This window comes from Ruegeria sp. BJ6, assembly GCF_056537885.1.
Map to the genome: position 1 here is coordinate 539,058 of NZ_JBQFSG010000002.1, position 12,622 is coordinate 551,679.

At 54.7% G+C, this 12,622-nt stretch carries 18 protein-coding genes; 2 read left to right on the top strand and 16 right to left on the bottom strand.

Annotated elements, in window-relative coordinates; all coding sequences use genetic code 11:
* Window positions 1–22 precede the first annotated feature (22 nt).
* Both ACR0D6_RS07975 and lon read left to right on the top strand, forming a co-directional pair.
* The gene (locus ACR0D6_RS07975; protein ID WP_480765093.1) at window positions 23–433 is read left to right on the top strand and encodes a DUF6636 domain-containing protein; all 411 of its coding nucleotides are present in this window, start codon (window positions 23–25) and stop codon (window positions 431–433) included.
* 268 nt (window positions 434–701) lie between these two features.
* Window positions 702–3,110 carry an endopeptidase La gene (gene lon, locus ACR0D6_RS07980; RefSeq protein WP_480765094.1) on the top strand — a complete coding sequence of 803 codons (2,409 nt, stop codon included), beginning with the start codon at window positions 702–704 and terminating at the stop codon, window positions 3,108–3,110.
* Between the two features lie 51 nt (window positions 3,111–3,161).
* Here lon and ACR0D6_RS07985 read toward each other — a convergent pair whose 3' ends face one another.
* The 16 genes from ACR0D6_RS07985 to ACR0D6_RS08060 form a co-directional block, all read right to left on the bottom strand.
* A complete protein-coding gene (locus tag ACR0D6_RS07985; RefSeq protein WP_480765095.1) occupies window positions 3,162–4,748 on the bottom strand; it encodes an APC family permease in 1,587 nt (528 codons plus the stop codon).
* A gap of 303 nt (window positions 4,749–5,051) precedes the next feature.
* Window positions 5,052–5,828 (bottom strand): tyrosine-type recombinase/integrase, encoded by a 777-nt coding sequence (locus ACR0D6_RS07990; RefSeq protein ID WP_480765096.1) that lies wholly within the window; start codon window positions 5,826–5,828, stop codon window positions 5,052–5,054.
* A gap of 101 nt (window positions 5,829–5,929) precedes the next feature.
* Complete coding sequence (locus ACR0D6_RS07995) at window positions 5,930–6,214, bottom strand: excisionase family DNA-binding protein (protein ID WP_480765097.1); 285 nt, start codon at window positions 6,212–6,214, stop codon at window positions 5,930–5,932.
* Window positions 6,211–6,552: a hypothetical protein gene (locus tag ACR0D6_RS08000; protein ID WP_480765098.1), complete on the bottom strand. Its 342-nt coding sequence runs from the start codon at window positions 6,550–6,552 to the stop codon at window positions 6,211–6,213. The genes ACR0D6_RS07995 and ACR0D6_RS08000 overlap by 4 nt, the downstream gene beginning before the upstream one ends.
* A complete protein-coding gene (locus ACR0D6_RS08005) occupies window positions 6,545–7,591 on the bottom strand; it encodes a DUF551 domain-containing protein (protein ID WP_480765099.1) in 1,047 nt (348 codons plus the stop codon). The genes ACR0D6_RS08000 and ACR0D6_RS08005 overlap by 8 nt, the downstream gene beginning before the upstream one ends.
* Window positions 7,588–7,752, bottom strand: a complete 165-nt coding sequence (locus ACR0D6_RS08010) for a hypothetical protein (RefSeq protein ID WP_480765100.1) — start codon at window positions 7,750–7,752, stop codon at window positions 7,588–7,590. Before ACR0D6_RS08010 ends, ACR0D6_RS08005 begins: the two co-directional genes overlap by 4 nt.
* Window positions 7,749–8,165 (bottom strand): hypothetical protein, encoded by a 417-nt coding sequence (locus ACR0D6_RS08015; RefSeq protein WP_480765101.1) that lies wholly within the window; start codon window positions 8,163–8,165, stop codon window positions 7,749–7,751. Before ACR0D6_RS08015 ends, ACR0D6_RS08010 begins: the two co-directional genes overlap by 4 nt.
* A gap of 12 nt (window positions 8,166–8,177) precedes the next feature.
* Window positions 8,178–8,390, bottom strand: a complete 213-nt coding sequence (locus ACR0D6_RS08020) for a hypothetical protein (RefSeq protein WP_480765102.1) — start codon at window positions 8,388–8,390, stop codon at window positions 8,178–8,180.
* Between the two features lie 40 nt (window positions 8,391–8,430).
* A complete protein-coding gene (locus tag ACR0D6_RS08025; protein WP_480765103.1) occupies window positions 8,431–8,673 on the bottom strand; it encodes a hypothetical protein in 243 nt (80 codons plus the stop codon).
* A 51-nt stretch (window positions 8,674–8,724) separates the two neighbouring features.
* Window positions 8,725–9,135 carry an ASCH domain-containing protein gene (locus tag ACR0D6_RS08030; RefSeq protein WP_480765104.1) on the bottom strand — a complete coding sequence of 137 codons (411 nt, stop codon included), beginning with the start codon at window positions 9,133–9,135 and terminating at the stop codon, window positions 8,725–8,727.
* Window positions 9,132–9,473 carry a DUF4326 domain-containing protein gene (locus ACR0D6_RS08035; RefSeq protein WP_480765105.1) on the bottom strand — a complete coding sequence of 114 codons (342 nt, stop codon included), beginning with the start codon at window positions 9,471–9,473 and terminating at the stop codon, window positions 9,132–9,134. Before ACR0D6_RS08035 ends, ACR0D6_RS08030 begins: the two co-directional genes overlap by 4 nt.
* The gene (locus tag ACR0D6_RS08040) at window positions 9,470–9,697 is read right to left on the bottom strand and encodes a hypothetical protein (protein WP_480765106.1); all 228 of its coding nucleotides are present in this window, start codon (window positions 9,695–9,697) and stop codon (window positions 9,470–9,472) included. The genes ACR0D6_RS08035 and ACR0D6_RS08040 overlap by 4 nt, the downstream gene beginning before the upstream one ends.
* Before the next feature lie 241 nt (window positions 9,698–9,938).
* The gene (locus tag ACR0D6_RS08045) at window positions 9,939–10,565 is read right to left on the bottom strand and encodes a ParB N-terminal domain-containing protein (protein WP_480765107.1); all 627 of its coding nucleotides are present in this window, start codon (window positions 10,563–10,565) and stop codon (window positions 9,939–9,941) included.
* Complete coding sequence (locus ACR0D6_RS08050; protein ID WP_480765108.1) at window positions 10,566–10,757, bottom strand: hypothetical protein; 192 nt, start codon at window positions 10,755–10,757, stop codon at window positions 10,566–10,568.
* A gap of 399 nt (window positions 10,758–11,156) precedes the next feature.
* Window positions 11,157–11,456 (bottom strand): hypothetical protein, encoded by a 300-nt coding sequence (locus ACR0D6_RS08055; RefSeq protein ID WP_480765109.1) that lies wholly within the window; start codon window positions 11,454–11,456, stop codon window positions 11,157–11,159.
* A gap of 173 nt (window positions 11,457–11,629) precedes the next feature.
* Complete coding sequence (locus tag ACR0D6_RS08060; RefSeq protein WP_480765110.1) at window positions 11,630–12,022, bottom strand: hypothetical protein; 393 nt, start codon at window positions 12,020–12,022, stop codon at window positions 11,630–11,632.
* Window positions 12,023–12,622 lie beyond the last annotated feature (600 nt).

Sequence of the window (12,622 nt, forward strand, 5' to 3'; positions counted from 1 at the left end):
AATTTGCATTTGGAGTACGAGTATGTCGCGCTCAGCTTGGTTCATTGCCCTTTTGGTTACCGCATCGCCAACTTATTCGGACGTCTGGACGTTCGAAACACCGTCAGAGAATATCCAGTGTTCGGTCGGGCAAGAGGCCAATTTCTCGGATATCTACTGCACCATCATTGAACGACACGGCCAGCCAGCCGCGCCTCGTCCTGCCGATTGTATTTCGGATTGGGGGCACAGTTTTTTCATGCGTGATACCGGCCCGGCCACAATACTGTGCGAACCATTGAACCGTAACCGGGATGGTTTCGACCGCGCGGAATATGGCGTGACCGGAAGGTTCGGCGGGTTTGTTTGCCAGTCGTCACGCAAAGGACTGGATTGTCGGAACCGGGATGGACACGGTTTCTTTCTGTCCCGCGCTGTTCAGATGATCTTTTGACGCTGAGCTTGATTGGCCACCGTGCCCGCATCGATGCTGAGATCGCCCAGCCTGCTGTCCTGTTTGAAATTCTGAGGCCAAAAGACAGGAATCTGGCGTGCCATGGCTTGCAGTCCCCGAGTACTCAAGCCATGCTGCCGCACACAAAGCCGATGGTGAGGTTGAAAAGGCCGTGTTTGCGCCCCACCTTTACCGTCCAAGACAGGAGATGGCCGAGGGTTGCCTTGATAAGGGACCGGTGTCGTCTTGCCAACGATAAGGATAGAGCATGCAAGAGCCTCTGAATTCCTCATACCCCGTACTGCCGCTGCGCGATATCGTGGTGTTCCCGCACATGATCGTGCCGCTTTTTGTGGGCCGCGACAAATCGGTTCGCGCGCTGGAAGAGGTGATGCAGGACGATAAGCAGATCCTGCTATCAAGCCAGATCGACCCCAGCGTGGACGATCCCGATACAGACGGCATATACAAAGCGGGTGTGCTGGCCAATGTGCTGCAGTTGCTGAAGCTGCCCGATGGCACGGTCAAGGTGCTGGTCGAAGGTCAGGCCCGCGTAAAAATCACTGAATTCCTTGAAAACGAAGATTTTTTCGAGGCACGTGCGGAATACCTCACGGAAATCCCCGGCGATGTCACCACCACCGAGGCGCTGCTGCGAACCGTCACGGACGAGTTCGAGCGTTATGCCAAGGTTCGCAAGAACATTCCCGAAGAGGCGCTGGCCGCGGTTGGTGAAACAACCGAGTCGGCAAAGCTGGCCGATCTGGTTGCTGGCCATCTGGGGATTGAGGTCGAGCAGAAGCAGGACCTGCTGGAAACCCTCAGCGTCAGCGAGCGGTTGGAGAAGGTCTATGGCCTGATGCAGGGCGAAATGTCTGTTCTGCAGGTCGAGAAAAAGATCAAGACGCGGGTCAAATCCCAGATGGAGAAGACCCAGCGCGAATACTATCTGAATGAGCAGATGAAGGCCATTCAGCAGGAATTGGGTGATGGCGAGGACGGCAAGAACGAAGTTGCCGAGCTGGAAGAGAAAATCGCCGAAACTAAGCTGTCGAAAGAGGCGCGCGAAAAGGCCGAGGGCGAGCTGAAAAAGCTCAGGAACATGTCGCCCATGTCTGCCGAGGCCACGGTGGTGCGCAACTACCTCGATTGGATTCTGGCGCTGCCATGGGGCACCAAATCCCGCGTGAAAAAGGACCTGGGTAAGGCGCAGGACATTCTGGATGACGACCATTATGGCCTTGAAAAGGTTAAAGAGCGGATAGTCGAATATCTGGCTGTGCAACAGCGTTCGAAAAAGCTGAAGGGGCCGATCCTGTGCCTCGTCGGACCACCGGGCGTGGGTAAGACATCGCTGGGTAAGTCAGTTGCCCGTGCAACCGGACGCGAATTCATTCGCATCTCGTTGGGTGGTGTGCGCGACGAATCCGAAATTCGTGGCCACCGTCGGACCTATATCGGGTCAATGCCCGGCAAGATCATTCAGGCGCTGAAAAAGGCGAAAACTACGAACCCGCTCATCCTGCTCGACGAGATCGACAAGATGGGGCAGGATTTCCGTGGTGATCCGGCGTCGGCGATGCTTGAAGTGTTGGATCCCGAACAGAACAGCACGTTCATGGACCACTATCTTGAGGTTGAATACGACCTGTCGAACGTGATGTTCCTGACCACCTCGAACAGCTACAACATGCCCGGACCGCTGCTGGACCGGATGGAGATCATCCCGCTGGCCGGTTATACCGAGGATGAAAAGCGTGAGATTGCAAAGCAGCACCTGATCAGCAAGCAGGTCAAGAACCATGGCCTGAAGGCCAAGGAATTCGAGCTGACCGACGAAGCTTTGACATCGATCATCCGTACCTACACCCGCGAGGCGGGTGTGCGTAATCTGGAGCGTGAGATTGCCAAGGTGGCGCGGAAATCGCTGACCAAGATCATCAAGAAAGAGGCCGAATCCGTGACGGTGACGCCTGAAAATCTGGATGAGTTTCTGGGTGTGCCCAAGTTCCGCTTTGGTCTGGCAGAGCTCGAGGATCAAGTCGGTGTTGTAACCGGTCTGGCCTACACCTCGGTCGGCGGCGAACTGTTGTCCATCGAAGCGCTTCGCCTGCCGGGCAAAGGGCGGATGAAAACCACTGGTAAACTTGGCGATGTGATGAAGGAATCGATCGAGGCTGCGTCCTCGTATGTGCGGTCGATTTCGCCCAGCCTGGGTATCAAACCGCCGCAGTTCGACAAATGGGACATCCACGTGCACGTGCCTGAAGGTGCGACACCTAAGGATGGTCCGTCGGCTGGTCTGGCAATGGTGACATCAATTGTATCGGTGCTGACCGGAATCCCGGTGCGCAAAGATATTGCCATGACAGGCGAAGTTACCCTGCGCGGGAATGCGCTGGCGATTGGCGGCCTCAAAGAGAAGCTGCTTGCGGCGCTGCGCGGTGGTATCAAAACTGTGTTGATCCCGCAGGAAAACGAAAAAGATCTGCCCGAGATTCCCGACAATGTGAAAGAGGGACTTAAGATCATCCCGGTCAGTCATGTTTCCGAAGTCCTGAAGCTTGCGTTGGTTCACGAGCCCGAGCCGATTGAATGGGATGAGGCTGCGGAAGAAGCCGCAGCCGCAGCCGCCAAATCTGCAGAAGGCAGCGGGCGGTCGGCAACGGCGCATTGACCGCGAAGTTCAGTTTATAAAGGCGGGCCTTAGGGCCCGTTTTTTTGTCGATTAAAAGCCGACGACCGGTTTGGTCGGATCAAGGATTTCCTCTTCAACGATGTATTCCTGAAACTTGTCCTGTGGCAGTGCAGACCGCACGGCCAGAACAAAGATAACGACCGAAAAGACTGCGCAGACAGCAATATCCCATCCGAACGGGATTTGTTTTTGCGCGCCCTCACCGAATTGACCGAGATAGGATATCAGGCCGATGCCAATAAAATATGGTATCAGCCACAGCGCTTCGGTGATGTCCATTTCCCTTAGCTTGCCGGAAAATCGAGCCAGCAAAAGCAACAAACCAACGATCAGCGCTAAACCAAGCCGCCAAACAGTGTCCCAGCCGCTCCAGTACACAATTAATGTCGCTATGGCGAAGGCCAGAACCCCGACCAGGCGAACGGCCGGTAGACGAACCGAGCGTGGGTGATCAGGCAGCAAGTCCCGCAAGCACACAACTGCTATCGGGCCGACTGCGAATGACAGAACAATTGCCGCCCCGTTCAGTGCAATGACCTCGTTGAACGGGATGGTCAGCAAAAACAAAACCCCGACCAGAAAATTGAGGCCCAAAGCCCATAGTGGAACGCCGAAGGACGATAATTTCTGCAACATACCGGGCAGGAAGCCGTTTTTGGACAATGCAAGTGCAATTCGGGCGTTGGAGCCGGTGGCGACCAGCCCGTTTCCAAATGGCCCTATGACAGAGCCAACATTGAGCAGACTTAGAAACCAAACCAGACCAACGGACATGATAACACCGTCCAGAGGACCTTCGCCGCCGAAACTCAGACTGGCCCATCCGTTTTTCAGGGCGTCGCTGTCCAACGCGCCTATGAAAGCGATCTGCAGGCCAAGATAAATGAGTGCGCAGAGCAAAATGGACAGAACCAGGGCGGCAGGAATGGTAAATTTGGGATTGCGCGCTTCACCGGCCATATCCACTACGTGCCGGAATCCGATGAAAGAAAAAATAACACCTCCGGTCGACACCGCGGCCATGATGCCATGCAGTCCATATGGAGCAAATCCACCGGTATTGGTAAAGTTAGCCCCATTGAACCGCGTTGAGATCAAAAGGATCGAAAGCAGGATCGGAATGCCTATTTTTGCCCAAGTTAACGTTGCATTTACTTGGGCAAAGAATTTGACTCCAAGTGCATTAATAGCGACGAAAATCAACATGAGCAGCAATGCGATGGCAATTCCGGCCCCGGTCAGATCTCCAGTATCCGCTACGTGAAGCCATGGGGCATAGGGGGCCAGATACTTTAGCATGGCCTCAACTTCGATCGGGGCCGTGGTATTATAGCCGATCCAGGCGCTCCAACCCATTGCCATGGAAACGATATTTCCGTGCGAAAACTGGGGCACACGGGCAATTCCACCGGGGATTGGAAGCATGGCCGATATCTCGGCGAATGTAATGGCCAGAATAAACATGGCCGCCGCGCCCAAAAGCCATGACAGGATTGCCGCCGGGCCTGCTTGTTGAACGGCAAGCAATGGTCCAAACAGCCAGCCTGATCCGATAATGCCGCCGACAGAAATGAAGGTAAGTCCAATCAGGCCGATTTCCCGCTTCATCTTTGCCATTCTGCGACCCGTTTATGGATTTAAGAAAATACTGATCAGAATGAGCAGCCTACACGGGTTGCAAGGCTAAACAAGCCTTTCGGTCGCAGAGAACCGGTTACAGAAATCGTCGGATGCAGAAAGAAAATGGTGGGTGATAAGAGATTTGAACTCCTGACATCTTCGATGTGAAAAAAGATGGCCTCCGCCAAGATATTGATTTCTCGTCAAGGGCCAACTTCTTATACGAATTGTTCGCCAATAATTCCGGGTTTGTCCCGTGTGTCCAAGTTCACTGAACTTAGGAACACTTCTTTTTTGGTATCAGCGAACGCTACGAACCTTAGTGAAATCGACCACGTCTGCAGCTTTGCGCAGGTGATCAGGGCTATAGCGTGCATATACGCGCTCGGTGATCTGCACGTTTGAGTGTCCGAGGTATTGGCTGATCTCGCTCATGGGAACACCGGCTTCGGCCATGTGAACCGCAGATGTGTGCCGGAATACGTGCGGGCTTGCGTTGGGCACCTCTGCCCGAGCCGCCGCATTCACGATGCCTTTGCGTATGCTCTTAACTGGTCCGCCAGCCCATTCGATCACATAGTCGCTCAAGGCAGCTTCTCTGGCTTCCTGAAGTGCAGCGCGTAAACCGGCGTTGATCGGCACGACTGCGCGACCTTTGCGCGTTTCGCTGTCACCCGTTCTTAGATTGATTTGGCCACGTTCGAGATCCACACGATCCCAGGTCAATTCGAGAATGGCGCCAACTCGTCCAGCAGTGGACAACATTAGGATCATGGCGAGACGAATGTGCGGCTCGCACTTCACCGCAAGAAGCCGGTCAATCTCATCGCGCGAGAAAAAGCGTTCCTTCGGAGCAGGCTTTGATGGCCGCTCAACGACAGGCGCCCTTTCGATCATTCCGTGTTTGGCCGCCCAATTCACCACCGAGCGCAAGTGGCCAAGTTCCGTCCAGATCGAACCGTCCTTGATGCCTTCCTTTCGCCGCTTGGCTGCATATTCCCGACTGTCTTTGACGGTCACTTGATCGGGTCGCAGTGCACCGAAATGGGGCAACACCGCTTTCCCCGTGTATTTCATGGTCTCTGCTATCGATCGACCTTTTCGCTCAGCAACGTAAGCTTTCCACAGGTCCTTGATAGTTTGGCTCGTCTGGGTAGGGGCCTTACGGCGGTAGAGGTCTATTGCCTCCGCTTCGGCTTCCTTTCGCGTGCGTGCGCTAAGCTGATGGCGGGTTCGCTTCCCGTCCGGTCCTGTCCAGTATGCGCAGAGTCCCCCTCGCAATCTGCCGATTTTGATGTCTGGCATGATTCATATTCCTCTACTGCGTCCGTTGGTATGCGGATCATGCGCCCGACTCGAAAACCGCGCAACTCACCTCGTTTTACCATTTGCCGAACAGTTTCATCAGAGCAAGCCCAACGTTCAGCAAGTTTCTCAGGTGTATAGGGTTTGGCTGGTGTCATCCTTCCCCCTCCCGTGCGAGTGCGGCGCGAGTAAAATCATCCATTCGAGCCCCACAAGATTTAAGGATGTCGTAGTGCTTGTAGTGCAGGTGGCCATCCGGAAGCTCGTGTTCTCGGGAATATCGGGCCGCATGAACAAGCAGGAACGGGACCACTGTTTCTTGCAACTCCGCTATCCGCTTTTGTTGTGCTTCTAGGGCGTCGGCATAATCATTGTACCGAACCCAATGCCCTAAATGGTGGGGGGCCATTTCCGCTTCGTGGGTGTCACCCAGCGCTTCCACGTCAAATGCAGGAACAACAATTGGCTCGAACCGCTCTATCAGCTTGTCAGTCATTGGGGGCCTCCTGTCCTGCGAGGGCGCGGCGGTCTTTCATGCGTTTGACTATTCGCTCCAGTACTGGCCCGGCTTCATAATCGTCATCCAGCATCCAGTTGTCGTATTCCGCTATGGCCTCGGTGATTATGTCCCAAGCGCGTCCTGTTTGCTGATGGTGGTCAACGCTATTCGCCGCCTCCTGCACGGGATTTCCCGGCTGCGCGGGCTGGTCGGTGGGGGATGGGGGAAGGGGCATCCAGTGGGTGGGCTGCTGATCTTCTTCGTTATTGTCAGCAGCGTTTATCCAACCCGTATATCCCGAGCTTTCGAACCACTGCCACGGCTCTATTTGATCTTCTGCGCTGCTGCGAGGTTGAAACCCTAAAACCCACGTCCCATCCTTCGGCGCGCTATCCATAGTCCGCCACCCGGCCATAGGCGATGGTCGCTGTTGATCGATAAGTTTCCTGATTTTTTCGGCAACTACAGACGGCCTGTTGGTTTTTGTCTCTAATTCATCGGCAAGCTCTGCGGCGGTCTCTAGCCCGTCATTAAAAGCAATTTGCGTCCAAGCGGCTGAGTTTGGATTAGCATCGGCCATAGGCGCTGGGGTGCGTAGTGAATGCAAGCGTCCATTCAAATCATCCTGAGCGAACTTTTTTGCATCATCGGCATTGTCCCAAAGCATTGGCTTCCAGTCGTCATCTGGATTCCCTGCCAAGGCACCACCAATAAATAAACGCCACTGGCCGCTATCCATTAAGTCAATGATGTACAGCGCATCGCCATTATCGTTTTGAAAGGCGTAAAAACCTTCCCCGTCCGGGTGCTCATCCCACACCAACGGCTTCACAGTGGGTTGCGTGTCGGCGCGGGACAATGCCTCGATTTGCATTGCCATCTTATCCAGACGATCCCAGACACCTTGATTGATAGGAACGTCAATCTCCGGGTCGTGCTGATTAATAATCCTGTCCAAGTCCGTCACGGTTTTATTCAGGATCAGGTTGCGCGATTGGTTTGAATGGCGCTCCGGTGCGTTCAGTTGTTCTGTCATTCCCCTGCCTCCTTCACTTCGGCTTCGACATACGCTCGCAGTCCGGGCAGATGCGGCCATTGGTTACGGAAGTATTCCAAGTCCTCGGGAAACGTTTCGCGATCCTTTTGACCGCACCATTTAACCGCTGCTTGTTCGACCTGTTCAGGTGTAGGCTTCATTCCTCTGCCTCCTTGAGTGCTTCGATATCGGACACAGAGACAACTTCTATTTCCGAACCACAGCGATCCAATGTCGCTGTCCACCGACTACCGATTGCCATCGACAGTCCATCATGCACACCGAATTTTCGGGCGTTTGATACAGTGTGGTTTAACCTCTCGACCAACATGTCTACGCTCACAGAGGCCAAATACACTTCATTCTCACATTCCATTATTTCAGAGGCTAACTTTGTGCGCTCCTTTTCAAGCTCCTCTACGCGGGCTGAGAGGGCGTCACGTTCGGCGGCGAGGGCAAGAAGTGTCGCGATTGTGTCGGCGCGTACTGGGGCTTGGTATGTTTCTGAGTGGGGGTCGTAGTTTGCGACACGATCAACAAGTGTCTCAACAGCCTCTGCACTAGTATTGGTCATGACTGCCTCCGCTCACACTTTGGGCTTCAAGGTAAATTTCGCGGGCACAATCGTGTGCTTCGATAGATCCCATTTGGGTTGGCTGCGCGCCATGCGATTCAAGTAGCGACGGGCCGCATGCTCGGTGATGAACCATTGCGGCGTCCAAGGTTCGCCTTCCGCGTTCAGGATCACAAAGCCGTCGCTGGTGTAGTGTTGGCCCTTTGGTGACTTCTGTAGGTGCATCTCTCTATCTCCTTTGACCCGCGCGGTGCCCACTCGGGGGCTATTGGGCTGCGTCGAAAATCGTTTTGCGGGTGACCTCCACGACACGAATTAGCTTGCGCTGGTTTTCGTGTTCTCTGCGGGTACCATTGAACCACTGAATGGTGTTCTTGGCCCGATCTACGGCAGTCAGACCGACTAAATTAGGGGCACCTTTGTAGTTCAGTTCATCTGGCACATCCTCTGTGTGGGTTCCGTATTCACCACAAATCTCAACTTCCATTTCGTACTTTTTTGATTTCATCGTCCGTTCCTTTCCTGTTATTGCCGTCTCCGCCTGTACGCATGGGGGTGGTCATGCAGAGCCGCGGTCGATGTTCTTGCGCCAGCGGAACAAGCCAAGCGCGCCTTTGACGGGGGTAAACGGGACGGGCTGCACGTTGCGCAGGACAAGGCCGTATGGCCCGAAGAACCACGGGCTGTCGCTGGTATCGATGCAGTCAACGATTTCGGCTGTGCCGATGATCCCGCCGCGCTGAACGTCTAGCAGTGAAGGGGCATCAATCTTTCCCGCTGCAAAGATATCGTGCGATGCAATTGTGTATTGCCCTGCGTCTTTATTCAGACCCGCATGAAGGCAGATCGGCCCGCGATAGCCGAACCGGCGCGTCCGGTTCTCGATATCTTTCCCGGCATTGATGATGGCCCATGCCCACGGCTGGCGGATCGAAAGGGCGCGTTCGGGTAGGGTGGATAGGTCGGTCATGATTTCACCTCGTTCGCGAGATTGAGCAACACATCCGCGTGGCAGGGCTTATCCAGACCGCACCAGCATGCGAGATTGCGGCCGCGCAGGGTGTGAATCTGTTCCCGCGCGTGATCGAGGGCCGCAGACTGTTCGGCATATGACGGGCAGGGCCATTGGGCGACGTCGATAAGACCGCCAAGCAGGCGCCGGTACTTGCGGACACATTCATCAGCGTCCCCGTGTTCCCCGACCTTGAACGGGTTTCCCCACGGGCCGGGGCGGGCGACAACGGTTGTGTTATCCGGTTTGCGCCAGCCTTTCTTGCGGCTCAGTTGAATTCTGCGGGGCGTGGTCATTGGAACATGGCTCCTTCCATTGCCTGCTTCTTGAGCTTTTCCCAGATGCGGGTGAGGTGGCGGCCTTGGGATTGATCCCCGGCTTTCCAGCGGCGTTTGCGCTTGAACCAGATCCGGCGGAGTTTCTTCGACGTGGCCGACCAGTGCTTGCCGCATATCCATTCGTCATAGGGCTCAGCCGTAGTGCGGGCGCAAAAGGGGATGCAGCAGGACAGGCGGGTCATGCGTCACCGCCTTTCACGCGCGGCTCATGGCAATACCGAATGCCGCGCAAACTCTCGCCGCAATCGCCGCAAAACTTGTATTTCCCGTCAGATCGGACAGTGTGGTCGCCGCCTTGATTTGCGTCGCATCCGCCACCTAGACGACGACGAAGCTCAGCAACTTCAGAAGCTGGAAGAACATCATACCCCTCAAAAATGAGCTGCAGATGGGCGTCGTGCCCAATAATCTGTTCGGGCGTCCTCATCCTTCCCCTCCCAACTGCTTGGGGAAACCGTTGTGTTCGCGGTTCGATCTGCTTTTGTTGGATTCACGAACTCCGTCGTAGGTTCCGCGTTTTTTCTCCCGCTCGGCATGGCAAGAGCTGCAAACAGCTTCAACGCTCTCGTGGTGCTCAGACGCATACCCCAAATGGTGGTCGTACTCGTGGCGAGGCCCGCCTTCCTCATACACGCCCCCCGCAGTCGGTACAGGGCAGAGAGTTTGGTCGTGGGAGTTTGGCGTGAGCGCTGTGACGCTTCCGTTGACCCAACTGAAGGCTGAAGCCTCCTGCTCAATAGTCATGCTGGTAATGATCGCCGGGACTTCCTGAATCCCACAAAGGGCCGCTGCATGTGTTCGATGCTGGCCGTCAATGACGGCGTACGTTCCTTCAGCGCGGCGCGAGAGGACGACTGGCGAAAACTTCGACCAATCGAAATTTTGGGCAATCTTCAAAATATTCTGTTTACCGCGCCTCTCGATGGACCTCTGATATCTGTCGTCAATGATAAGTTGGTTGATTGGGATAAATTTTAGTTCCGGCAGCGCAGCACCCGTGAATGGAGTAACTGCTTCAAATTCGCCGACATCGATCTTGTAGATTGCCATTTACTGCCCTTCCTCAGATATCGGAATGCCGTAGTCCGGCAGTCCAGCCTCTCGTTTGGCCTTCATAGCCGCGATGTAAATGTCCCGCGCGCGGGCGTAAGCGTCATTCGAGCGACGGATTGCCAGTACGATCCAGCTGTGCACCAGGATCATGCCGACGGGCACACCACATAGGAAAGAAACCCAGTCCATCATGATGCTCCTTCAGCTGCGGTGGTAGAAATGGGCGGGCGAGGTACGGGGCACTGGGGATGCTGGCCTCGCCCGCATTCCGCGCCTGCATGGGGGTCGGTGCGGAAGTCTGAGTTGTAGAGGATCTTCAGGCCGGGGCACCCGGGCTTCACGGCTTCTTTCGGGCAGCCGCACATCGGCCAGTCCGGGCAGAAGAAAGAGTCCGCTAAGTGCTTTGCCATGTCTTGACCCTCTTTGAATTTGCAGGGCGCGCTACCGGTTTATTGTTCCTGTGAGTGTGCGGTGCGCGCCCCGGCGGCCTGCCTGCAAGGCCGCTGGTTGTTCTAGCCCTGAAAAGGTGGCCGGGGATCGTGACGGTATAATCCCCGGCCAGTTGCCACCGTTGTTTGAGGCTGGTGGTCAGGGAGAGTTCGGTGTTGAGCTTTTTAAGATCAGCGGGGCAGGGCCGCTGAAGCCCATCTTTTGAGCGCATGCACGGACACGCTCGCGAATTCGTTTCATGGTCACGGCGCCATGTATGAGGTCGGCGTCCAGCCGTTCCCGCGTTGCGCCGACGCGTTCCATACGTTCAAGTGAAAGGGGGTGCCCCTGCAGTTCCTTGGCTGCGAGCCAGACGCCTTCGGTCAGTGCCGAGGGATGATCAGCACTCGGATTGGCGATGACCTTTGTCAGTCGGCTGAATTTCTCTACGTTGTTCATCGGTCACCTCCGTGGGGTTCTTGGAGGCAATATGACTGACAGGAATATATGTGTCAAGAATAAATATGACCATCAGGAATAACGCAAAATCGAGCAGCCGACCGCCCTAAAGCAAGCAACTTCGAAGTACAGCGATTGGGATCAAAAATGCGCGCCGCTTTGAGCCCTGATGGTTAGGGTGAAATGACAGCTACAAGCTCACCATCGATACGGATCTGATGACTAAAGTAGGTTCGGTCGAAATTTGCGGTTTGGGTGAACTTCGCATCCACGCGATGGCCAGCGTGTGTGCCATGAGCTACTGCAGATAGGCTACCATTCTCAATTACTTGATCTGATCTTGGAATATGGGCGTTGATAACGTTGTCGCCATCAATTGCCACAATGTAATAAATATCTGAGAAACCTTTCCCCGGCTTGGTCTCGGCAGTGATCGTGTGCTTTCTACCGTCCCATTCCCCAACACCGGTAGCCTTGGGCGGTGCGCAGCTGGCCAACAATGTAAGGGCTGTAAAGCACAAAAAATAAGTTGGAACTGGGTATCTGGCTGCGAGGGTGGTGAGCATAATATCTCCTTACGAATAAACTTGATTATGAATGGAACCACAGGCGGGAGAATGCGACAACTGTTCCAGGTAGCGTTTTCTCTCTGGGTTTTGTCAAAGTTTGCTTAGACTGCTATTTTAGGCCAATAAGCATAAAATATGCTAATACGTGAAGGAGTAATCCGGATCGAAACGGGGGTGGTGGTCGGGCCCATGTTGGGCGATGCGGAAACGAATCTGCGAATCCTTTTGCAGTTGAAAAAGCACTACGGCAGCCTGAACTGCGCCCTGGTGCACGAGTTTATTCGTGCAAATGGTGAGACCAGCCAAAGGCAAATGTCACAAGATATTGGGCTCCATCGCGACGTAATTGTGAAGTGTCTACAAGAGTGGCCGGAATCCGGCCACTCCGATTAGTGGATGTTTTTAAAGGGTATTTGCAATCTTGGCGTGTGACGCCCTATGGTGTCACGGTGAGATTGTCTCGCAGTGAGGTGGGAAAAGATTTATTTTTAACAGGGGTTTATAAAAGTGAAGAAGCAGGGCGATGCGGTGACAAGTGGGGTTCTCAGGAAAGCTCCAGATCAGCATTTCGTTAAAGGCAGTCAGGTGGAAGACGGT